At 60.6% G+C, this 19,832-nt stretch carries 22 protein-coding genes; 8 read left to right on the plus strand and 14 right to left on the minus strand.

The window, feature by feature from the left end:
• Positions 1 to 111 precede the first annotated feature (111 nt).
• A complete protein-coding gene (locus V476_RS10840; RefSeq protein WP_003318454.1) occupies positions 112 to 336 on the plus strand; it encodes a DUF1161 domain-containing protein in 225 nt (74 codons plus the stop codon).
• Positions 337 to 472: 136 nt separating this feature from the next.
• Here the strand turns inward: V476_RS10840 and V476_RS10845 are convergent, their stop codons facing one another.
• The gene (locus V476_RS10845; RefSeq protein ID WP_024958972.1) at positions 473 to 1,474 is read right to left on the minus strand and encodes an LLM class flavin-dependent oxidoreductase; all 1,002 of its coding nucleotides are present in this window, start codon (positions 1,472 to 1,474) and stop codon (positions 473 to 475) included.
• Between the two features lie 212 nt (positions 1,475 to 1,686).
• Here V476_RS10845 and V476_RS10850 point away from each other — a divergent pair, with 212 nt between their 5' ends.
• Both V476_RS10850 and V476_RS10855 read left to right on the plus strand, forming a co-directional pair.
• Positions 1,687 to 2,118: an OsmC family protein gene (locus V476_RS10850; protein WP_003340074.1), complete on the plus strand. Its 432-nt coding sequence runs from the start codon at positions 1,687 to 1,689 to the stop codon at positions 2,116 to 2,118.
• 118 nt (positions 2,119 to 2,236) lie between these two features.
• Positions 2,237 to 2,470 carry a DUF1161 domain-containing protein gene (locus V476_RS10855; RefSeq protein WP_003318449.1) on the plus strand — a complete coding sequence of 78 codons (234 nt, stop codon included), beginning with the start codon at positions 2,237 to 2,239 and terminating at the stop codon, positions 2,468 to 2,470.
• Here V476_RS10855 and V476_RS10860 read toward each other — a convergent pair whose 3' ends face one another.
• The gene (locus V476_RS10860; protein WP_003318448.1) at positions 2,471 to 2,899 is read right to left on the minus strand and encodes a PA0061/PA0062 family lipoprotein; all 429 of its coding nucleotides are present in this window, start codon (positions 2,897 to 2,899) and stop codon (positions 2,471 to 2,473) included.
• A gap of 93 nt (positions 2,900 to 2,992) precedes the next feature.
• Between V476_RS10860 and V476_RS10865 the strand changes: the two genes are divergently transcribed.
• Positions 2,993 to 4,048 carry an aminopeptidase gene (locus V476_RS10865; protein WP_024958971.1) on the plus strand — a complete coding sequence of 352 codons (1,056 nt, stop codon included), beginning with the start codon at positions 2,993 to 2,995 and terminating at the stop codon, positions 4,046 to 4,048.
• Positions 4,049 to 4,219: 171 nt separating this feature from the next.
• On the opposite strand, the gene V476_RS10870 is transcribed toward V476_RS10865, so the two are convergent.
• Positions 4,220 to 4,765 (minus strand): gamma carbonic anhydrase family protein, encoded by a 546-nt coding sequence (locus V476_RS10870; RefSeq protein ID WP_024958970.1) that lies wholly within the window; start codon positions 4,763 to 4,765, stop codon positions 4,220 to 4,222.
• A 76-nt stretch (positions 4,766 to 4,841) separates the two neighbouring features.
• On the opposite strand from V476_RS10870, the gene prlC reads away from it, so the two are divergent.
• Positions 4,842 to 6,929, plus strand: coding sequence for an oligopeptidase A (prlC, locus tag V476_RS10875; RefSeq protein WP_161780141.1), 2,088 nt, complete (start codon positions 4,842 to 4,844; stop codon positions 6,927 to 6,929).
• Positions 6,926 to 7,213, plus strand: a complete 288-nt coding sequence (locus tag V476_RS10880) for a YheV family putative zinc ribbon protein (RefSeq protein ID WP_003318444.1) — start codon at positions 6,926 to 6,928, stop codon at positions 7,211 to 7,213. Before prlC ends, V476_RS10880 begins: the two co-directional genes overlap by 4 nt.
• A 68-nt stretch (positions 7,214 to 7,281) precedes the next feature.
• Here the strand turns inward: V476_RS10880 and V476_RS10885 are convergent, their stop codons facing one another.
• From V476_RS10885 to V476_RS10910, 6 genes are all read right to left on the minus strand, one after another.
• On the minus strand, positions 7,282 to 7,566 hold the full coding sequence (locus tag V476_RS10885; protein ID WP_003318443.1) for a hypothetical protein: 285 nt from the start codon (positions 7,564 to 7,566) through the stop codon (positions 7,282 to 7,284).
• 84 nt (positions 7,567 to 7,650) lie between these two features.
• Positions 7,651 to 7,878 carry a hypothetical protein gene (locus V476_RS10890; protein WP_010423119.1) on the minus strand — a complete coding sequence of 76 codons (228 nt, stop codon included), beginning with the start codon at positions 7,876 to 7,878 and terminating at the stop codon, positions 7,651 to 7,653.
• A 208-nt stretch (positions 7,879 to 8,086) separates the two neighbouring features.
• On the minus strand, positions 8,087 to 9,985 hold the full coding sequence (locus tag V476_RS10895; RefSeq protein WP_024958968.1) for a cytochrome c/FTR1 family iron permease: 1,899 nt from the start codon (positions 9,983 to 9,985) through the stop codon (positions 8,087 to 8,089).
• A 156-nt stretch (positions 9,986 to 10,141) separates the two neighbouring features.
• Positions 10,142 to 10,774 carry a LysE family transporter gene (locus tag V476_RS10900; RefSeq protein ID WP_003421569.1) on the minus strand — a complete coding sequence of 211 codons (633 nt, stop codon included), beginning with the start codon at positions 10,772 to 10,774 and terminating at the stop codon, positions 10,142 to 10,144.
• A 240-nt stretch (positions 10,775 to 11,014) separates the two neighbouring features.
• Positions 11,015 to 11,608 (minus strand): mechanosensitive ion channel family protein, encoded by a 594-nt coding sequence (locus V476_RS10905; protein WP_024958967.1) that lies wholly within the window; start codon positions 11,606 to 11,608, stop codon positions 11,015 to 11,017.
• A gap of 16 nt (positions 11,609 to 11,624) precedes the next feature.
• Positions 11,625 to 13,535, minus strand: a complete 1,911-nt coding sequence (locus V476_RS10910; protein WP_004403512.1) for an ATP-binding cassette domain-containing protein — start codon at positions 13,533 to 13,535, stop codon at positions 11,625 to 11,627.
• Positions 13,536 to 13,581: 46 nt separating this feature from the next.
• Here V476_RS10910 and V476_RS10915 point away from each other — a divergent pair, with 46 nt between their 5' ends.
• On the plus strand, positions 13,582 to 14,058 hold the full coding sequence (locus V476_RS10915) for a TIGR02444 family protein (RefSeq protein ID WP_024958966.1): 477 nt from the start codon (positions 13,582 to 13,584) through the stop codon (positions 14,056 to 14,058).
• Here V476_RS10915 and V476_RS10920 read toward each other — a convergent pair.
• On the minus strand, positions 14,055 to 15,071 hold the full coding sequence (locus tag V476_RS10920) for an AlgP family protein (protein WP_024958965.1): 1,017 nt from the start codon (positions 15,069 to 15,071) through the stop codon (positions 14,055 to 14,057). The genes V476_RS10915 and V476_RS10920 overlap by 4 nt on opposite strands.
• Positions 15,072 to 15,287: 216 nt before the next feature.
• On the opposite strand from V476_RS10920, the gene V476_RS10925 reads away from it, so the two are divergent.
• Positions 15,288 to 15,965, plus strand: a complete 678-nt coding sequence (locus V476_RS10925; RefSeq protein ID WP_003340040.1) for an FKBP-type peptidyl-prolyl cis-trans isomerase — start codon at positions 15,288 to 15,290, stop codon at positions 15,963 to 15,965.
• 78 nt (positions 15,966 to 16,043) lie between these two features.
• Here the strand turns inward: V476_RS10925 and V476_RS10930 are convergent, their stop codons facing one another.
• From V476_RS10930 to V476_RS10945, 4 genes are all read right to left on the minus strand, one after another.
• On the minus strand, positions 16,044 to 16,517 hold the full coding sequence (locus V476_RS10930; RefSeq protein WP_003340038.1) for an Rsd/AlgQ family anti-sigma factor: 474 nt from the start codon (positions 16,515 to 16,517) through the stop codon (positions 16,044 to 16,046).
• Positions 16,518 to 16,691: 174 nt separating this feature from the next.
• Positions 16,692 to 17,219 carry a disulfide bond formation protein B gene (locus V476_RS10935; RefSeq protein ID WP_024958964.1) on the minus strand — a complete coding sequence of 176 codons (528 nt, stop codon included), beginning with the start codon at positions 17,217 to 17,219 and terminating at the stop codon, positions 16,692 to 16,694.
• 216 nt (positions 17,220 to 17,435) lie between these two features.
• Positions 17,436 to 18,680 (minus strand): heme biosynthesis protein HemY, encoded by a 1,245-nt coding sequence (locus V476_RS10940; protein ID WP_004403524.1) that lies wholly within the window; start codon positions 18,678 to 18,680, stop codon positions 17,436 to 17,438.
• Complete coding sequence (locus V476_RS10945; protein ID WP_024958963.1) at positions 18,677 to 19,798, minus strand: uroporphyrinogen-III C-methyltransferase; 1,122 nt, start codon at positions 19,796 to 19,798, stop codon at positions 18,677 to 18,679. Before V476_RS10945 ends, V476_RS10940 begins: the two co-directional genes overlap by 4 nt.
• Positions 19,799 to 19,832 lie beyond the last annotated feature (34 nt).

Genomic DNA, 19,832 nt, shown 5'->3' on the forward strand with positions numbered 1-19,832 from the left:
TAACTTGCGCTACACGCAGATGTGGCCACGCGTTCGCTGTGTGAGCGTGGGGATTTCAATGGGCGCCTGTTCCGATGGCGTCTTCATTTGGCCGGACGAGAGGGATTACCCATGAAGAAGTTTTTGTTGGCCGTAGGCTTGCTGAGCATTGCAGGCACTGCCCTCGCGGCAGGCAAGCCATGTGAAGAGTTGAAAAGTGAACTCGATGCCAGACTCCAGGCGAAGGGCGTAACGTCCTACACGCTGGAAGTGGTCGAGAAAGGCAGCGCGGCCGACAAGCAAGTCGTCGGCACCTGCGAAGGTGGTACCAAGGAAATCGTTTACCAGCGCGGTTGATTGCCAACCGGGCCCGGCTCAGGCCGGGTTGCCCGGTTAATCCCGTTTGCAGGTTTCACGAACAGAATCGCCCCGGGCTGTCATCCAGTCCGGGGCGATTCTGTTTGTGGCTGCTTTTCCCGATTCGGAAAAGCGCTTAGCCATGTGCGACCTGCGCGAGGATCTCGTAGGACCGCAGTCGATCCTCATGCTCGTACATGTCGCAGGTGAAGATCAACTCATCGGCATCGGTCTGCTCGAGCAGTACGTCCAGCTTGGCGCGAATCTTGTCCGGGCCACCCACCATCGCCAGCCCGAGGAAGCTTGCTACGGCCTCACGCTCGTGTGGCAGCCACAGACCGTCCATCGATTCGACAGGCGGACGCTGCATCAGGCTGTGTCCACGCATCAGCGCCAGAATGCGCTGATAGACCGAGGTCGCCAGGTATTCGGCATGCTCGTCCGTGTCGGCTGCCGACAGGGGCACGCCGAGCATTACGTAAGGATTGTCGAGCACTTCCGATGGCTGGAAGTGATTGCGATACACGCGAATCGCCTCGTGCATGTAACGCGGCGCAAAGTGCGAGGCGAAGGCATACGGCAAGCCGCGCATGCCTGCCAGCTGGGCGCTGAACAGGCTCGAGCCGAGCAGCCAGATCGGCACGTTGGTGTTTGAACCGGGTACGGCGATCACTTTTTGATCAGGCGTGCGCGGGCCCAAATATTCCATCAGCTCGGTGACATCATCCGGAAAGTCATCGGCACTGCCGGAGCGCTCGCGGCGCAAGGCACGCGCAGTCATCTGGTCAGAGCCCGGTGCGCGGCCCAGCCCCAGGTCGATGCGGCCGGGATACAGGCTGGCCAGGGTGCCGAACTGCTCGGCAATCACCAGCGGCGCGTGGTTGGGCAGCATGATCCCGCCCGACCCGACACGAATGGTCGACGTGCCGCCTGCAAGGTAGGCGAGCAGCACCGCAGTCGCTGAACTAGCGATGCCGTCCATGTTGTGGTGTTCGGCCACCCAGAAGCGGTTGTAACCGAGCTTTTCGACATGCTGGGCGAGGTTCAGCGAGTTGCGCAGCGATTCGGCGGGCCCTTTGTCGTGGCGCACCGGCACCAGATCAAGGGTGGAAATTTTTACATCTGCCAGACGTTTCATAGGCCGGGGTAGCTCCTCGAATTGTGATGGGCCGGCTGCTGGAGCTGCCCACGATGAAACAGCAGTGCGGGCGCAAGTCCGGCTTTTCAATGGGGCAGTGTAGAAAAACCTACTGAAATGGTAGGTCTTTCCGACGGTTGAACTTTCCAGAGCCGTCTATCCTCAGAATGCTGTAACAGCAACGATCCAAATTCATTCCAAAAGGAGCCACTATGAGCATCGTCAAGAAAGCATCCGCCCACTGGGAAGGTGATCTGAAAAGCGGTATCGGCAGCATCTCCACGGAAACCGGCGTGTTGCGCGAAGCACCTTACGGCTTCAAGGCACGTTTTGAAGGCGGCAAAGGCACCAACCCGGAAGAACTGATCGGTGCAGCCCACGCAGGCTGTTTCTCGATGGCACTGTCCATGATTCTGGGCGGTGCAGGCCTGACTGCTGAAAGCATCGATACTCAGGCTGAGGTGTCGCTGGATCAGGTAGAAGGCGGTTTCGCGATCAGCGCTGTGCATTTGACCCTCAAGGCCAAAGTGCCAGGCGCGACCCAAGAGAAGTTCGACGAGTTGACCAAGCAGGCCAAAGAAGGCTGCCCGGTTTCCAAGGTACTGAACGCCAAGATCACCCTGGATGCGACATTGCTGAGCTGATTCACAGCCAGCCTTGCAGGGGCGCCTTGTGCGCTCCTGTATCTGCTGTATAAAGCTGGCTTGCTTCATCGGTCATGCGTTGGTTGACGCATGGTTTGATTATGATCAGGAGTCGAGCATGAAACGTTTTATTCTGGCAGCGACCTGCACCCTGCTGGCAACCAGTGCCCTGGCGGCACCGAAATCCTGCGAAGAACTCAAGGCTGAAATCGAAGCCAAGATCCAGGCCAACAACGTCACGTCCTATACGCTGGAAATCGTGAGCAACGAAGAAGCCACCGATCCAAGCATGATCGTCGGCAGCTGCGACAACGGTACGAAAAAGATCATCTATCAGCTCAACGGACGCTGATCAGATGCAGTGCACCCCGCCCTCTTCTTCCTCCTCGGCCACCACCTTGCGCTCTGCATCGTAAAGCCAGGCATCGACACTGTTCGCCAGTGAGCGTACCTCCAGCACATAGCGCTGCCCGGCAGCGAAGTGGTCGTAACGAACACTGACGTAACAGGTGATCTCGGTGTACTCGTCGCCGATCATCCCCATGCCGCCCGAGCGGTACTCATAGTCATAACGCACCTGCAACTCATGGCTGCCCGGCGTGACTTGAAAGTAGCGCCCGTCATACGTGTTCTTGCCATCGAGCTTGTCGCCCATGATCAACTGGCCGGTGATGGTGCGCATGTCGACCCACGCCATGTCCGGATTGACGGCGGGCAAGGGACCGGCGCATCCGGCGAGGGTGGCGAGTACAAGTGCGATCGGCAGTGTCGTGAAGCGCATGTGGGCGGTTCCGGATTGTGTGAATTGAGCATAGCCTGCCACACCCGTCCGGCATAACATCACCTTCTCCACATCACCAAAGCCCTTCCCTTCATGGCCACATTCTCCCTACCACGCCTTCGCCACCTGCTAGCGCTGACGGCCGTCACGCTGCTTGCCGGCTGCTCCAGCGTTTCCTATTACGGCCAGTTGGCTCAAGGACAGTGGCAGTTGCTGCAGGCGCGCGAGCCGGTAGAGAAGATCGTGGCTGACCCGACTCGGGATGCGGGTTTGCGCGAGCATCTGGTCCGGTCGCAGTTGGCGCGCACGTTTGCCAGTGAGCATTTGCATCTGCCGGACAACAAGAGTTACCGCCTGTATGCGGACCTGGGCCGCCCTTATGTGGTGTGGAATGTGTTCGCGACGGACGAGTTCTCGCTGGAGCCGGTCACGCATTGTTTTCCGATTGCAGGGTGTGTCGCGTATCGCGGTTATTACAGCCCTGGCGGGGCGCGTGGCGAGGCTGCGTTGCAGCGCCAGGCGGGCAAGGATGTGTATTTGAGTGGCGTGGAAGCCTATTCGACGCTGGGTTGGTTCAATGATCCGATTCTCAGTTCGATGATGGGCTGGGGTGACGAGCGTCTGGCCACGCTGATTTTTCATGAGTTGGCGCATCAGCGTTTTTATGTGAAGGACGACACCGAGTTCAACGAGTCCTACGCCAGTTTCGTCGAGCAGGAAGGTACGCGGCAATGGCGTGCGGCGCGGGGATTACCGCCGGAGAGTGTTTCGCAGTCGGCGCGGCGTGATCAGTTTACCCGGTTGGTACTCGACACCCGGGAGCGACTCAAGGGGCTTTATCGTCAACCCCTGTCGGCTGAGGTGATGCGCGCGCGCAAGGCTGAAGCATTCGAGCGGATGCGTCGTGACTATCGGGCGTTGCGGGATGAGCAGTGGGCTGGCGACAAGCGTTTCGATGCCTGGATCAACAGCCCGATGAACAACGCCAAACTGCTGCCTTTTGGTCTTTACGATCAATGGGTGCCAGCGTTCGAGACGTTGTTCAGGCAGGTGAATGGCGACTGGCAGGCGTTTTATAACGCTGTGGAAAAGTTGGGCGCGATGCCGGTCGAGGCGCGCAAGGCGGCGCTGCGGGCGTTGATGCCTTGAAGCTCCTGTGGGAGCGAGCTTGCTCGCGAAGAGGTCGGCACAGCGCCCACACAAAGGGCGTTTGAACCGCGGTCTTCGCGAACAAGCGAAGCGTCGCCCCGGCTCGCGCCTACGGCCTTCGGCCAGAATTGAAGGCCGACTGAGTGCAGAGCGCATTATTAATAGCGGGCCTCAACCCTTATCAAACCCCTCAGCCAGGTGCTGATCCTTGAGCTTCACGTAATTAGTCGCGCTGTACGGGAAAAAGGCGATTTCCTTTTCGGTGAGTGCGCGCACCTGTTTGACCGGGCGACCGACGTACAAAAAGCCGCTTTCCAGCACTTTGCCCGGCGGCACCAGGCTGCCTGCGCCGATGATCACCTCGTCTTCGACAACCGCGCCATCCATGATGGTGGTGCCCATGCCGACCAGGATGCGGTTGCCGATTGTGCAGCCGTGCAGCATGGACTTGTGACCGATGGTCACTTCATCGCCGATCAGCAGTGGAAAACCGTCCGGGTTGAAGGGGCCGGCGTGGGTGATGTGCAGCACGCTGCCGTCCTGCACGCTGGTGCGGGCGCCGATGCGGATGCGGTGCATGTCGCCGCGTACTACGGTCAGCGGCCAGACGGAGCTGTCGGCGCCGATTTCGACGTCACCGATAACCACCGCTGAATGATCGACAAAGGCCCGTTCGCCGAGGGCTGGGGTGTGCTCCTGAAACTTGCGAATGGCCACGATAGGCTCCTTCTTTGGCAGTGATAGGCGTGTAGAGCGGGTTTGGTTGCTGCGGTCGGCGTCGATTGTAATTAAGATGGCTGAGTGTTTCTTCAAGGCAAGGTGCAAAACCGTGAGCGCGAACAACCCTCTTCTGCAATCGTACGACCTGCCACCCTTTTCGGCGATTCGTGCCGAGCATGTCAAACCTGCTATCGAACAGATCCTGGCGGATAACCGTGCCGCGATTGCCGACATCCTCGCCAAACAGGGTTCGACACCGACCTGGGCCGGGCTGGTGCTGACCATGGACGAGCTGAACGACCGCCTGGGCGCTGCCTGGAGCCCCGTCAGCCACCTCAATGCCGTGTGCAACAGCGCCGAGCTGCGCGAAGCGTATGAATCGTGCCTGCCGGCCTTGAGCGCCTACTCCACCGAGATGGGCCAGAACCGCGCACTGTTCCAGGCCTATGAAGCTCTGGCCAATGGCCCGGAAGCCGCCGGTTTCGACGTTGGCCAGAAGACCATTCTGGAGCAGTCACTGCGTGACTTCCGCCTGTCCGGTATCGATCTGCCGCCAGAGCAGCAGAAGCGTTACGCCGAAGTGCAGAGCAAACTGTCAGAGCTGGGCAGCCAGTTTTCCAACCAACTGCTCGATGCCACTCAGGCCTGGACCAAGCTGGTCGCCGATGAGTCCGCCCTCGCCGGCCTGACCGATTCTGCCAAACAGCAGATGGCCGCCGCCGCCAAGGCCAAGGATCTGGAAGGCTATCTGATCACGCTGGAATTCCCGAGCTACTACGCGGTGATGACCTACGCCGAAGACCGAGCACTGCGCGAAGAAGTCTATGCGGCGTACGCCACCCGCGCGTCGGATCAAGGCCCGAACGCGGGCAAGAACGACAACACGCCGGTCATGGAGCAGATCCTCGACCTGCGTCAGGAACTCGCGCAATTGCTCGGCTATGCCAACTACGCTGAACTGAGCCTGGCGACCAAGATGGCCGAGTCCAGCGATCAGGTGCTGAGCTTCCTGCGTGACCTGGCCAAGCGCAGCAAGCCGTTTGCTGCCCAGGATCTGGAGCAGCTCAAGGCTTATGCCGCCGAACAGGGCTGCCCGGATCTGCAAAGCTGGGACAGCGGTTTCTACGGGGAGAAGCTGCGCGAGCAGCGCTACAGCGTTTCCCAGGAAATCCTGCGTGCCTACTTCCCTGTCGATAAGGTGCTCGGCGGCCTGTTCACCATCGTTCAGCGCCTGTACGGCATTGAGATTGCCGAGCAGAAAGGCTTCGACACCTGGCATCCGGATGTTCGTCTGTTCGAGATCAAGGAAAACGGCCAGCACGTCGGGCGCTTCTTCTTCGATCTGTACGCCCGCGCCAACAAGCGTGGTGGTGCCTGGATGGACGGCGCGCGTGACCGTCGCCGTACGGCGCAAGGCACGTTGCAAAGCCCGGTGGCCAATCTGGTGTGCAACTTCACACCCGCTGTTGCCGGCAAGCCTGCGCTGCTGACGCACGACGAAGTGACCACGCTGTTCCACGAATTCGGTCACGGCCTGCATCACCTTCTGACCCGCGTCGAGCATGCCGGGGTATCCGGTATCAATGGCGTGGTCTGGGACGCCGTCGAGCTGCCGAGCCAGTTCATGGAAAACTGGTGCTGGGAGCCCGAAGGCCTGGCGCTGATCTCCGGTCATTACGAAACCGGCGAGCCACTGCCGCAGGATCTGCTGGAGAAGATGCTCGCTGCCAAGAACTTTCAGTCCGGCCTGATGATGGTGCGTCAGCTGGAGTTCTCGATGTTCGATTTCGAGCTGCACGCCACTCACGGTGATGGCCGCAGCGTGCTTGAAGTTCTGGAAGGCGTTCGTGATGAAGTCTCGGTGATGCGTCCGCCTGCCTACAACCGCTTCCCGAACAGCTTCGCGCACATCTTCGCAGGCGGTTACGCAGCCGGTTATTACAGCTACAAGTGGGCTGAAGTGCTGTCCGCCGATGCGTTCTCGAAGTTCGAGGAAGATGGCGTGCTCAACGCTGAAACCGGACGCGCCTTCCGCGAAGCCATTCTGGCGCGTGGCGGTTCGCAGGCACCGATGGTGCTGTTCGTCGACTTCCGCGGACGCGAGCCGTCGATTGACGCATTGTTGCGTCACAGTGGCTTGAGTGAGGACGCGGCAGCATGACCGATACACCGGTAGTCATTACCAAGAAACGCTTTATCGCCGGGGCGGTGTGCCCGGCGTGCAGCGAGCCTGACAAACTGATGATGTGGAACGAAAACGACGTGCCGCATCGCGAGTGCGTGAGTTGCGGCTACAGCGATACGCTCAACGAGCAGGGTATTTCGATACCGAAGGAGTTGGGTACGCGGGTCAACAAGGCGGTGGTCAAACCGGCGGATCCGAAGGTGCAGGGTGTGCAGTTCTTCCCGAATCCGAAGTTGAAGAAGCCGGTTGATCTGGAGTGATCAACGTCTGACTCAGCATGTCGAGGGGCATCGAAAGTGCCCCTCACTCCTGACGGTCGTGTCGCTGTTTACTTGATGGAAAGATTCATTTTGGTGAATGCTTTGGCCAGTTCGATCAAAATGGCGTCATCCTTGCCATCGATTCCCTCTACCCCATCAACGTCGGCTTTGCTCTTGACCGTATCGTAACCGTCGCCGTTACCGGAAGCCGTTACAAACGCCGTAAACGCCACGTCTCCCTTGCGGCCTGTTCTTTCATTGACAGCTTCACTGTCCCAGAACTCTACGAGTACTTCAGGCGTCGCGTCGCCTTCAAGTTCGGCGCTTGAAAGTCTTACTTCATAATTAGCCATGTTCTCAATCCTCTTTTATTGATTGAGATGCCAGTACTGCATACCTTTCCGGCACCTGCGTAAATCAGGTTTTATTACCAGGCGTCACCAATCGGCCAACTCAGCCACCTTCTTCCTGAAGGCCAGCGCCAGAACCGTCAGCACCTCCTCATCCCTGCCCAGTTCGCCGCGAATCTTGTGTTTTCCCTGCGGGTGCAGCCTGACCCAGGCGTGTTCTTGCAGGTCATCGTTTTCATAAAATTCAATGGCTATTTCAGGATGGTCATGTTCCTCAATGTCTTCAGCCCACAACCGAATTTCATACTTGGCCATCACCCACCCCGTTGTCAGGTAAATGCGCCAGTACCCGATAGCCGAGTTGGCGTTTCGCTACACTAGGCCTGAAGAAAAAGGGCGTCTACTGGCAGAAGTAACAGGTGGTTTTTTGTACAGGGCGGGAAGTCAAGACGCAGAATCGCAACAACGCTGCGGGGGAAGCAGGGACAAGCGGTGAGCACCACTTGTCCCTGGCAGGCAAACGTCAGTCTGCCGTCTGCAGCCTGCGCTTCTCGGCCAGACGACTTCTGCCGTACAGCACTGCAATGGCAATCAGGGCGATCGCCTGTGCGCCGAGCGAGTACAGGTCGGCGTGAATGCCCAGCCAGTCGAACTCGAAGAACGGCACCGGCCGTGTGCCGAATATGCCCGCCTCCTGCAGCGCCTTGACGCCGTGACCGGCAAACACCACGGACAGTGCGCAGAGCAGCGCAGCATTGATGCCGAAGAACAGCGACAGCGGCAGCTTCGCCGAACCGCGCAGGATGACCCACGCCAGGCCCACGAGCAGCACCAGCGCCGTGGCACCGCCCGCCAGCACGGCATCGTGCCCGGCAGGGCCTGCCTGCAGCCACAGGGTTTCGTAGAACAGGATGACTTCGAACAGTTCGCGGTAGACCGAGAAGAACGCCAGCAGCGCGAAGCCGAAACGACCGCCGCCGCCGACCAGGCTGCTTTTGACGTAGTCCTGCCACGCAGCAGCGTGACGACGGTCGTGCATCCACACCCCGAGCCAGAGCACCATCACACTGGCGAACAACGCGGTGGCACCTTCCAGCAATTCACGTTGCGCGCCGCTGACGTCGATGACATACGCCGCGAGCGCCCAGGTGGCCAGCCCGGCCAGTAGCGCCAGGCCCCAGCCGATGTTGACGCTGCGTACGGCAGACTGCTGGCCGGTGTTGCGCAGAAACGCCAGAATCGCCGCCAGTACCAGAATCGCTTCCAGTCCTTCACGCAGCAGGATCAGCAGGCCCGAAATATAGCTCAGCGACAGGCTCAGGCCGTCGCTACCCAACAGGTCCGCCGACTCCTTGAGCTTGCCTTTGGCTGCTTCCAGCTTCTGCGCAACCTGAGGTAGCGGCATGCTGTCCTGCAAGGACTGCCGGTAAGCCATCAGGCTCTTTTCAGTGTCCTTGCGCACATTGGCGTCGACGTTATCCAGCGAGCTTTCGACCAGCTCGAAACCCTCCAGATATGCCGCGACCGACAAATCATAGGCCTGCTCGCGATCACCAGCCTTGTAGGCTGCCAGGCTCTTGTCCAGCGTTACACTGGTGTAATCCAGCAGTTGCGCCGGGCCGCGCTGCACCTGAGGTGGCTGAGCGCGTTGGGCCCGGAAGGTGGCGGTAGCGTCCGGACCTTCGGCAGCCTGGACTTCGGCCGGCGTCTGGCGAGCCAGATCGGCGAGGTTGAAGGTCTTGGCTGGCTGGGCGACAGGTTGTGCGCTGAAGCTGGCGATATAGGTCGCGATGTCCCAGCGCTGGCGATCGTCCAGCTGGTCGGCGAACGCGGGCATATCGGTGCCGGCAATCCCCAGCCCGGTCGCGTTGTACAGATCGTAAAGACTCAGGCGATCCAGCCGCGCGGTATCCCGCAGGTTCGAGGGGGGCGGTTCCAGGCCGATGCCTGCCGGTCCATCCCCTGCACCGCTGTCGCCATGGCACACCGAACAATACTGAGCGTACAGGGGCGCGCCACGGGCGGGGTCCGGCGTAATGGCCGGGGCCTGACTGACCTCATAGGCAAGCGCGAGCTTCGCACTTAACTGCCGTGCCTGACGACTGACCTGCACAGCGTCCTGCCGACCCGTCACAGCGCTTTTCAACTGGGTTACCGCCTGCTCCAGAGCCTCACGCTCGGCGCGCTGTGGCAAGGCAATGACCATGCCCTGCAACGCAGCCAGGTTATCGACCTGCTGCTGATATTTGACGGTGTCCACAACCTTGCCGTCCGCCACGGTCGCCGGATAATCGGCCCCCAGGTAATCGAGCAGATGCAGCGCCTGGGCCGCACCCTCGACCGGGTCGGCCAGCGCAATGCAACTGCCCAACGCCAAGAGCGGCAACAGTAACCAGGCAAGAAAACGAGAATGGACGGGCATTGCAGAATCTCGACGGGAATGCGAAGCGTTGCATTGTTAACGCCGCAACGGCACTACTCAATAGTCGAGGTCCATTTTTGTTACAGAATCTTACATTCAGCCTTCAGTTGCCCTGAGCAAAGCGGGTGTCTGCTCAGGGCTCAAGACCGACACGTTTCAGGCCGTACCGCGATGTAACGTCGCGAGGAAACCTGCCGCGCCCACGAACAGGCTGGCGAAGGTGCGATTCATTCGACGTTGCTGGCGAGGCGTCTTGAGCAGGCGCAGCACTTTGGAGGCCAGCCCGGTGTAGCCCGCCATCACGATCAGATCGACCACCACCATGGTCGCCGCGATGATCGCGTACTGGATGAGCAGCGGAGCGGCCGTGTCGATGAACTGTGGCAGGATCGCCAGAATGAAAATCAGCGCCTTGGGGTTGCTGATATTCACCAGAAAACCACGCAATACCAGCGTCATCGGTTTGCCCACCGGGCGCACAGCGGATTCATCGGCCAGGTCGGCTGGCAGGGCGCGCCATTGCTTGATGCCGAGATAGACCAGATACGCGACGCCGAACCATTTGATCAGCGTGAACGCCATATCGGAGGCCGCCAGCACTGCACCCAGACCTGCCGCGACAATGGCGATCTGTGCCACCAACGCAATCTGCAAGCCCAGGGCATTCCAGTAGCCACGCCAGAAGCCGTATTGCAGGCCGCAGGACATCGAAGCGATGGCGCCCGCGCCGGGAGACAGACTGATAATCCAGCAGGCCGCAAAAAAGCCCAGCCACGTTTCAAGCGCCATCGTGCACCTCATACAAAGTCGAATGCTCAGTAAATTAATGCGGGTTGCTTTGGAACGCTAACGATTTCTAGGGTCTTTACGAAAAGTCGGCGAGCGAAGGTCAGGCAAGGCAAAAACAGGCGAGGAACGGCCGGGGTCGCGTTCGACTCTACGTGTTGTAAATGAGTATTCCGATCGGACTCGCGCTCGAGCCTGTTTTTAACGCAGCATCACCGAGCGCAGCCACTTTTCGTAAAGACCCTAATCCTGCTCATCCGGCTGCTTTGCAACCACCATCTGCGGAAACAGATCGCTGCCGCGCCAGCGGCGCACCGACTTCTGGAAAAACTGGCTGTTGGGCACCTGAACCAATGCGCCACCGGCTTCCGGGGTTTCGATCAGCGTGGTGAACATCAGGTTGATGGCAACCACCCTGCCCTTCACGCCCGGCTTGTCCAGCGTATCGACCAACTCGACCATGTCACCGATACGGAACGGGCCGATGGTGAAGATCAGAATGGCGCAGAGCAGGTTCGACAGCACGCTCCACATGGCGAAGAACGCCACTGCCGCAACGGCGACGAAGCCCGACAGTGCCGTCCACAGCACCGTGGCCGACACCCCGAGTCGGCCCAGGACGAGGACAAAGGCGCTGCCCATGATGAACCAGCGCAAACCGCCGCGAACCGGCACCAGCAATTCTGGCGGCAACGGATAACGCTCGCCCAGACCGGTCAGAAAACCACCGACGATGCGTTGCAGTACGTAACCGGCTAACAGGATCAGCATAATCTGCGCACCCACCAGCAGCGGTTCAAGCCAGTAAGCGGATACTGGCAGGCCCAACATGTCCATCACTTGCCTGCCTCGCTCACGACAATGCTTCCAGTTCGGCCTGCATTGACTCCAGCAGTTCCAAAGCGTGCATCCAGGCGTCTTCCAGCTCGGATTCACGCACTTTCAGCTTGGCCTGTTCGGCCAGCAAATCGCGCAGCTTGTCCTTGTTGGCCGCCTCGTAGTTGGTGCTGTCGGCCAGTGCTTCTTCGACCTTGGCGAGCTTTTCATTCACCAGTCCGAGATCACGCTCCAGCTTGTCGGCTTCGCGCTTGTGCGGCGCCAGTTGCTGACGCAAGGCCGCTGCCTGCTGGCGCTGGGCTTTCTTGTCGGTCTTGTCGGCGTTGACGGGCGTGTTGCTGACCGGCGCGTTGCGCAGCCGGTAATCGGCCAGCCAGCGCGTGTAGTCATCCAGATCGCCGTCGAACTCCTGCACGCGACCGTCGGCCACCAGCAGGAAGTCATCGGTCGTGCTCTTGAGCAAGTGCCGATCGTGAGACACCACCAGTACCGCGCCACCGAACTCCTGCAAGGCCATGGTCAGCGCCAGGCGCATTTCCAGGTCGAGGTGGTTGGTCGGTTCGTCGAGCAGCAACAGGTTGGGCTTTTCCCAGGCGATCAGCGCCAGCGCCAGACGGGCTTTCTCGCCACCGGAGAAATTCAGCACCGGCTCATCCAGACGCGCGCCACGGAAGTCGAAACCGCCAAGAAAATCGCGCAGCGTCTGTTCACGCTCAGTTGGTGCCAGGCGCTGCAAGTGCAGCAACGGCGTCGCCTTGGCGTCCAGTGAGTCGAGCTGATGCTGGGCAAAGTAGCCCACGGTGAGGTTTTCGCCACGCACCAGCCGACCGCTTTGCGGCTCAAGCTCGCCGGCGAGGTTTTTGATCAGCGTCGACTTGCCTGCGCCGTTCGGACCCAGCAGACCGATGCGTGCGCCCGGCGTGAGTTGCAGCTTGACCTTCTCGAGGATGGTCTTGTCGCCATAACCCAGACGCGCGTCGGACAGGTCCAGCAGAGGGCTGGATATCTTGTCGGACTCACGGAAGACGAAGTTGAACGGTGAGTCGACATGCGCTGCGGACAGCTCTTCCATGCGCTCCAGCGCCTTGATCCGGCTTTGTGCCTGACGGGCCTTGGTGGCCTGAGCCTTGAAGCGCGCAATGTATTTTTCCATGTGCGCACGTTGCACCTGCTGCTTCTCGTAGGCCTGTTGCTGCTGGGCCAGACGTTCGGCACGAGCCCGCTCGAAGGCGCTGTAGCCGCCGCGATACAAGGTGATCTTGCGTTGCTCGACATGGGCGATGTGATCGACCACGGCATCCAGAAAATCCCGGTCGTGGGAAATCAGCAGCAAGGTGCCGGGGTAACTCTTGAGCCAGTCTTCAAGCCACAGAATGGCGTCGAGGTCCAAGTGGTTGGTCGGTTCGTCGAGCAGCAGCAGGTCCGAGGGGCACATCAATGCCTGCGCCAGGTTCAGGCGCATACGCCAGCCACCGGAGAAACTGCCGACCTGACGCTCCATCTGCTCGTTGGTGAAGCCCAACCCGGCCAGCAGCTTGCGAGCGCGTGCGTCGGCGGTGTAACCGTCGGCGCTGTCGAGCTCCGAATGCAGACGTGCCTGAGCGGCGCCGTCCTGCGCGGCTTCGGCCTCGGCCAGCGAGCTCTGTACTTCTCGCAGGCGCTCGTCGCCATCGAGCACGTAATCCACGGCCAGGCGTTCGAGTGTGTCGACCTCCTGGCGCATGTGCGCGATACGCCAGTCGGCGGGCAGCAGGCAGTCGCCGGCATCCGGCGTCAGCTCTCCACGCAACAGGGCAAACAGGCTGGATTTACCGGCGCCATTGGCACCGATCAGACCGGCTTTATGGCCGGCGTGCAGAGTCAGCTCGGCGTCTTCTAGCAGACGTTGCGGACCACGCTGTAAGGTAAGGCTTTGAAGTCGAATCATAATGGCGGCGGAGTCTACCAGCTTCGTCCTGAACAGGTGGATCACTATGCCTTCAGCGCTCTGGAGTTTCACCCTCGATTTCTACGCCCGGCCGGGTGTGGAACAGGCTTGTCTGACGCTGCAAGCCAACGGGGCCAACGTGTGCATGGTGCTTTGCGGGGTGTGGCTGGGCACGCGCGACGTGGCGTGTGACGCTCAGCGAGTGGGGCAAATAAAGCAATTGGCGACACCCTGGCATGACGATGTGGTGCGTCCGCTGCGGGATTTGCGTAACCAATGGCGTAATGCGGCGCTTGAAGATGCGTTGCTCACCCCATTACGAATGAAGGTCAAGGCGCTGGAACTGGAGGCCGAACAGGGTCTGATGATGAAGCTTGAGGCGCTGACCGGGGACTGGCCGGCGGGTGAGGCAAGGAATGCAGAGGAGTGGCTGCTCGAGCTTGCCGAAGGGGACGCAGAAAAAAACCGCGATGCGCTGCATGTGCTGCGCATCGCGGTTGGACTTGCCGTCGACCAGACTTAGGAAGCGCTGGTTGGCGTTGCGCCATTGGCAGGTGTTGCCGGTGCGGCGGCTGGCGCAGCAGGTGCAGGCGTTGTCGGCTTGGCTGCAGCAGCAGGTGCTGGCGTGGCCGGTTTGGCGGCGGCTGGCTTCGCGGCAGGCTTGACCGCAGGTTTGGCGACAGGCTTGGCCGCTGCTTTCACAGGTGCCTTGGCAGGTGCTTTGGCCGGTGCCTTGACGGGCGCTTTCACAGGCGCTTTCGCCGCAGGTTTGGCGGCCGCCGCTTTTGCTGCTGCTGGTTTGGCAGCGCTGCTGGCGGTGGTCTTGGCAGCCGGCGCCTTGGTGGCAGCAGGCTTGGCCGCAGCCGGTTTGGCGGCAGCTGTCCTGGCTGCGACAGGCTTGGCTGCTGCAGTCGTGCGGGCGGCCGGTTTGGCAGCGGCTTTTACCGGGGCCTTGGCAGCAGCGGTTTTGACAGCTGGCTTGGCAACTGCGGAAGGCTTGGCTGCGGCTTTGGCGACTGGCTTGGCGGCGGCCGCTTTAACCGGCGCTTTGGCTGCGGTTTTTGCGGGAGCTTTGGCAGTGGGTGTCTTGGCAACAGGTGCCTTGGCGGCGGCTTTAGGCGCGACAGGCTTGGCGTCGCGAGTGGTCAGGATCTTGCCGACCGCTTCTTTCACGCGGCCAATACCCTGGGCCAGTTTCAGGCTTTCCTGGGCATCACGCTTGAGGTGCAGGATGTAAGTGCGGGTTTCGGTCTGACGATCCTTGAGAGCGTCCAGCAACTCTTCCAGCTCGGACACGGCACCTTTGGCCTTGGCCTGCGCCTTGGATTTTCCGGCAGTGGCAGCGTCCTGCAGCTTGATGCGGGAGTTGTGCAGTTTTTCCTGCGCCTTGCCGCGTTGTTTCTCAAGCTTGGCGAGCAGTTTCTCGGCATCAGCCAAGGCTTGGGAACAGGCGTCTTCCAGATGTTCAAGCAAGCTGCCCGATAATTGTTGGAGCAAATGCAACGGAGTATTTACTGGCTTCTTTTTGGCCGACATGACTTACCTCCTGGGTGACGAAATTGCGGCTCATACTAGGCTTCTGCGCGCATCGCCGCTAGGGCATCTTGACAGCATCCATGGGTCCCTGTTGCATACTGAGAGAAATGATTGCTCGACACGATGCAAAGGCATTGTGAAATTCACGTCACAAGACTCGTCACTACTCGCGCTGGCGCAGGCATAATCGCTGCCTTCCCAGGCCGGAGAGCATTAATGTCGCGCTACCTGTTAACGTCGTTGTTCCTCTTGCTTCCCCTGGCTCAGGCCGCTGAGGCGCCACCGGCGTCCAGTGACGGCCACGATCTCGCCTACAGCCTGGGTGCAAGCCTTGGCGAGCGGTTGCATCAGGAAGTCCCTGATCTGGACCTCAAGGCGTTGGTAGAAGGCTTGCAGCAGGCTTACCAGGGCAAGCCGCTGGCGCTCAAGCAGGACCGCATCGACCAGATTCTGCGCGAGCATGACGCCGCTATCGCCCAGGCCGAGACTGCCGGTACGGATGCGCCGACCGAGGCGGCCCTCAAGGCCGAGCGCACGTTCATGGACAGCGAGAAGGCCAAACCGGGTGTGAAGGTGATGGCTGACGGCATTCTCATGACCGAGCTGACCCCGGGTACCGGCCCCAAGCCCAGTGCCGATGGCCGGGTTGAAGTGCGTTATGTCGGTCGTTTGCCGGACGGCACGATCTTCGATCAGAGCACCCAGCCCCAGTGGTTCCGGCTCGACAGCGTGATCAGCGGCTGGACCAGCGCCTTGCAGAACATGCCGACTGGCGCGAAGTGGCGGCTGGTGATCCCTTCGGATCAAGCCTATGGCGCCGAGGGCGCTGGTGATCTGATTGATCCGTTTACACCGCTGGTATTTGAAATCGAGCTGGTTGCAGTTTCACAGTAAGCGGGCGTAAAACCGGCGTTCAGACATGCGAAAGGGTGCGATAAGCACCCTTGGCGTGTAGCGCTGTCACCGACACGGTCACGCCTGAGCGGCGATCTCTTCCTTGTGCGAGTTGTGCAGCACTTCAATCAGGCAGTCTTCCAGCTCGAAACGCTCGTGCAGCAGTTGCCCCAGCTGATTGAATTCCCGGGCTACCACCGCCGCATCCGAGCAGTCGCCCTTTTCGCAGCGATCATTGAACGTCAGGGCAAACTTGGTGATGACGTCCAGACGTGGATAGATCGTGTCTGCCAGTTCGAGCCCACGCTCGTCATTGAACGCCCGGGCTTCATCACCCAGTTGTTCGTAGACTTCAAAGTGCCCGGCAGAGACGTAATCCACAAGAATCCCGCAGAAGTTCTGCAGGCCCTCGAGGTCGGCTGCCAGCGCTTCGGGCGTGTCGCCCAGCGCGTCATAGGCTTCGACCAGTTCGAGACGGCTTTGAAGCCAGCGATCGATCAGCTTGTTCACTCCGCCCCAGCGTTCCTGAGCATTCTGACAACTTTCCAGCATGGTCTTCTCTCTTCCCTTCAGGGGCATGCAGTCCTGTGCCGGTCCGGGTGATTAGCCGGGACCAAGCCTGATAAATGCGTCAGGACAGCATATTTCCAGTGACGCGTGCGGCCCAGATTATGCCCGCTCGACAAGGCCATCAAGGTACGCAGGAGATAAAGTTCATACAAGCGTTTAATGGCTGCCCCGATCTCTGGTCGCCAGCCAGTGGCTGAATTCGCTGAAAAGGGGATACAGCGGCAACAGCGCCAGACCCGTAAAACCCAGCAGACTCCACTCCGGCAGGCTGATACCGAACAGTGTCCAGGTGATTTCGGCGCAAAATAGCGCGTCGCTTCGCAGCCGGTCGATGCACATGTCCAGGGAGAGCAGGCTCAATACGTGCTCCAGTCTGGTAATAACAGGTATCAATTGATCGGCCGAGGCGGTCTGCAACCACACCTGTGTGCCTGCTGTGGCAAGCCCGGCCAGAGCGACCAGCAGAAGCGCCAGGCTGTAGCGCCGCGTGCCTGTCGGGCCAGGGGCGTGGCAGGCAGCGCAGAGCGCAAGTACGCCACAGATGATGAATGCAGCCCGTTGCACCATGCACAGCGCGCAAGGGTCGAGACCGACAGCTTGCTGCAGGTAAAAGGCGACGCCAATGATTGATGCACAGGCCAGCGATGCCAGGAAAAACAGAAAGCGTGTGCGAGCCAGATACATGGCAAATCCGTAACAAAGGACGAGACGATTACGGTAGAGGAAAGGGGGCGGCGCATTCAAGGTGGCGGCGTACGGATGCGTCGCTGTTTACCGAGGAAAAAGAACACACCGCCGCGTGGTTCTTTTACACATGTATGTAGGACGATTCTCACGCGTTGAATTTGACGGGGTGGCGAGGCAGCACGGAGAGCCCTCACCGAGGACTCTCCGGTGGATTCACGCCTTGGTCAGCACCGGCAAGGGGCGCGACAGGAGGCGCTCGTCGAGTAGGCCCAGGCCTTCCTGAAACAGCTGATTGCTGCGATCCGTCTCGCCCAGCTGGCCCAGTAGACGAGCCAGCTCGGCACAGGTTTCGGGATTGCGTTCCATACGCAGACTGCTCTCCAGATAATCCCGCGCCTTGCCCCACAAGCGGCCTTGCAGACAGATACGTCCCAGGCTCAGCAACAGGCTTGGATCAGCAGGATGGTGCTTGAGCCAGCCTTCCGCCGCTTGCAGCTGCTTCAACGGATCGGTGCCGCGAACCAGCCCGTACAGACGCGCCAGATGGCTGTTGTACTCGCGCTTGAGGGCGCTACGAAGCACCTCTTCAGCCTGGGCTTCGGCACCTAGACGGCGCAATTGATCGGCATACGCCAGCACCAGTTGCGGCTCCTGACGTTGCGCAGAACCCAGCCCTTGCCAGGCGCTTTCCAGTGAAGGCAGACCGGTCGGTGCGCCTTCGATGCCTTCACTGTACGCCGCCAGGCTCAGGTTCTCGCCCCAGGCGCGGCGTTCCAGCTCGGCCAGTTCCTTGGGGGGCAGGACCTTGTCCTTGCGCAGTTCCGGCATCAGACGGACAACATCGGACCAGTCACCACGTTGCTGATGCAGGCGTTGCAGCTGACGAAGCACCTGTGGGTTATGCGGATGACGCTCTTTCATGGCCAGCAGTGTGGTCAGCGCACCGTCGGTGTCACCGCGGTCCTGCTGCAGTTGAGCGTGATTCAGGGCGATCGCCAACTCGGCTTGTGGCTGACGCTCGAGCGCGCGTTCCAGCAAGGCGTCGCAGTCTTCGTAGCGGCCCTGCTCGTTGGCAGCACGTGCAGCACCGATGTAGTAGAGCAGCGGATGAGTATCGGCTTCGGCCGCGCGTTGCAGATGACGTTGGGCGCTGGACCAGCGGCCCTCGGCAAGGTCCATCTGGCCTTGCTCGATGGCTATTTGCACGCGACGACGGCGGTTGCGACGCGACCATGGGTTGACCACGCGGCCTGAGGTCGTCAGCAGGCTGATCAGCAGCCTCAGCAGCGCGATCACCAGCAGCGCAACGACCAGCAGCGCCAGGGTCGCCCACAGGCTCGATTCATAGCGGAAGTTCTGATAGGCGATCAGGACATAGCCGGAATGCTCGGCGACGGCGACCCCGATCAGCGCCGCAGCGGCGATCGCGATGAATAACAGCACATAGAAGCGCTTCATCGGCTGGTCCCCTGTTGCGCCTCGGCTGGCTGGCCGGCAGCGTGACGGCGTTCAAGGTAGGCCTGCACGGCGCTCAGGGTCGGTGCCAGATCTGGTGTCTTCACCGATACCGGCTGGCTGGCAACAGCATCAAGCCCCTGGCCGAGTGCCTTGCCCTGTGGGTCGTCCTGATCGAAGTTGGCTTTCAGAACGCTTTGCGCTTCGGTGATGGCCTTGGAATAAACCTCGGGCTCGCCGTTAAGCGCTGCCCACTGCGCCTGCTCCAACGCCAGGCTCAGGGCCAGGCGTACCTGCGAAAGGCTCTGGCCGGCGAGTACCGGGCGGATGTCCTTGTCGGCGTTGAAGTCGATGCGGAAGTAATGGGAGATCTCGTCCCACCACTGCGACCACCGGCTGGTTTCGGTCTTGTCGGCGGTCAGCCCCATAAGCGACTCGCCTTTGTCTTCGTATTCGGGAGCCAGCTTGTTGAGCTGCACAGCCTGCTCACGCAATGCCGCCAGTTGTAGAAACAGCCCCGTGCGGTCCGGCTGCTCGACGCTGCGCAGGGCGGCAAGGCTCTTGGCCAGTTGCCCGCGGGCAGCGAATGAGCCTGGATCGTCCTGCTCACGCAGAATTTCGTCGGCTCCCTGAACCAGCGCTTGCGCACTGTTGATGTCCTGCAGCGCTGAAAGGCGCAGGCTGGCCAGACGCAGCAGATGCTCGGCCTCGGCCAGACGCCAGTCCTTGCGGCTCGCCCCCAGCACGGTTTCGAGTCGCTGGCTGAGGCGCTGCTGATCGCCTTGCAGTTGCGCGACCAGACGTCGGCTGTCTTCCAGCTGATTGGCTGGCGGGAATTGTGCGATGCGTGCGCTCAGTTGCTGGTCATTCTGCGCCAGCACCAGGGTCTGTTCCGCGATGTCCTCGACCTGCCCGCGCTGTTGCTGATGCCCGGCCTGCAACATGCGTAGTTGCCAGACTCCCCAGCCGGCGACGGCGATACCGGCAATTGCCAGCAGCAAGGCCAGGAACACCAGGCCACTGTTGCGGCTGCCGGTGCGCTCGGTGCGGACTGGCTCAGGCTTGGATGCAGGCGTTTTCAACACCGATTCTTCGTCTTTAGGCAAGGCTGTTTCGCTCACGTATCCCATCCTTTGCATTTTGGCGTAATAGCGT

It is taken from the genome of Pseudomonas syringae KCTC 12500 (assembly GCF_000507185.2).
Taxonomy (GTDB): Bacteria; Pseudomonadota; Gammaproteobacteria; order Pseudomonadales; family Pseudomonadaceae; genus Aquipseudomonas; species Aquipseudomonas syringae.

Coding starts and splice junctions, on each gene's coding strand:
- V476_RS10920 (WP_024958965.1), bottom strand. CDS start 15,071: ATGTCGGCCAAAAAGAAGCCAGTAAATACTCCGTTGCATTTGCTCCAA.
- V476_RS10860 (WP_003318448.1), bottom strand. CDS start 2,899: ATGCGCTTCACGACACTGCCGATCGCACTTGTACTCGCCACCCTCGCC.
- V476_RS10910 (WP_004403512.1), bottom strand. CDS start 13,535: ATGATTCGACTTCAAAGCCTTACCTTACAGCGTGGTCCGCAACGTCTG.
- V476_RS10895 (WP_024958968.1), bottom strand. CDS start 9,985: ATGCCCGTCCATTCTCGTTTTCTTGCCTGGTTACTGTTGCCGCTCTTG.
- V476_RS10915 (WP_024958966.1), top strand. CDS start 13,582: ATGCCTTCAGCGCTCTGGAGTTTCACCCTCGATTTCTACGCCCGGCCG.
- V476_RS10900 (WP_003421569.1), bottom strand. CDS start 10,774: ATGGCGCTTGAAACGTGGCTGGGCTTTTTTGCGGCCTGCTGGATTATC.
- V476_RS10855 (WP_003318449.1), top strand. CDS start 2,237: ATGAAACGTTTTATTCTGGCAGCGACCTGCACCCTGCTGGCAACCAGT.
- V476_RS10865 (WP_024958971.1), top strand. CDS start 2,993: ATGGCCACATTCTCCCTACCACGCCTTCGCCACCTGCTAGCGCTGACG.
- V476_RS10880 (WP_003318444.1), top strand. CDS start 6,926: ATGACCGATACACCGGTAGTCATTACCAAGAAACGCTTTATCGCCGGG.
- V476_RS10925 (WP_003340040.1), top strand. CDS start 15,288: ATGTCGCGCTACCTGTTAACGTCGTTGTTCCTCTTGCTTCCCCTGGCT.
- V476_RS10840 (WP_003318454.1), top strand. CDS start 112: ATGAAGAAGTTTTTGTTGGCCGTAGGCTTGCTGAGCATTGCAGGCACT.
- V476_RS10890 (WP_010423119.1), bottom strand. CDS start 7,878: ATGGCCAAGTATGAAATTCGGTTGTGGGCTGAAGACATTGAGGAACAT.
- V476_RS10930 (WP_003340038.1), bottom strand. CDS start 16,517: ATGCTGGAAAGTTGTCAGAATGCTCAGGAACGCTGGGGCGGAGTGAAC.
- V476_RS10935 (WP_024958964.1), bottom strand. CDS start 17,219: ATGTATCTGGCTCGCACACGCTTTCTGTTTTTCCTGGCATCGCTGGCC.
- V476_RS10850 (WP_003340074.1), top strand. CDS start 1,687: ATGAGCATCGTCAAGAAAGCATCCGCCCACTGGGAAGGTGATCTGAAA.
- V476_RS10885 (WP_003318443.1), bottom strand. CDS start 7,566: ATGGCTAATTATGAAGTAAGACTTTCAAGCGCCGAACTTGAAGGCGAC.
- V476_RS10905 (WP_024958967.1), bottom strand. CDS start 11,608: ATGGACATGTTGGGCCTGCCAGTATCCGCTTACTGGCTTGAACCGCTG.
- prlC (WP_161780141.1), top strand. CDS start 4,842: ATGGCTGAGTGTTTCTTCAAGGCAAGGTGCAAAACCGTGAGCGCGAAC.
- V476_RS10845 (WP_024958972.1), bottom strand. CDS start 1,474: ATGAAACGTCTGGCAGATGTAAAAATTTCCACCCTTGATCTGGTGCCG.
- V476_RS10940 (WP_004403524.1), bottom strand. CDS start 18,680: ATGAAGCGCTTCTATGTGCTGTTATTCATCGCGATCGCCGCTGCGGCG.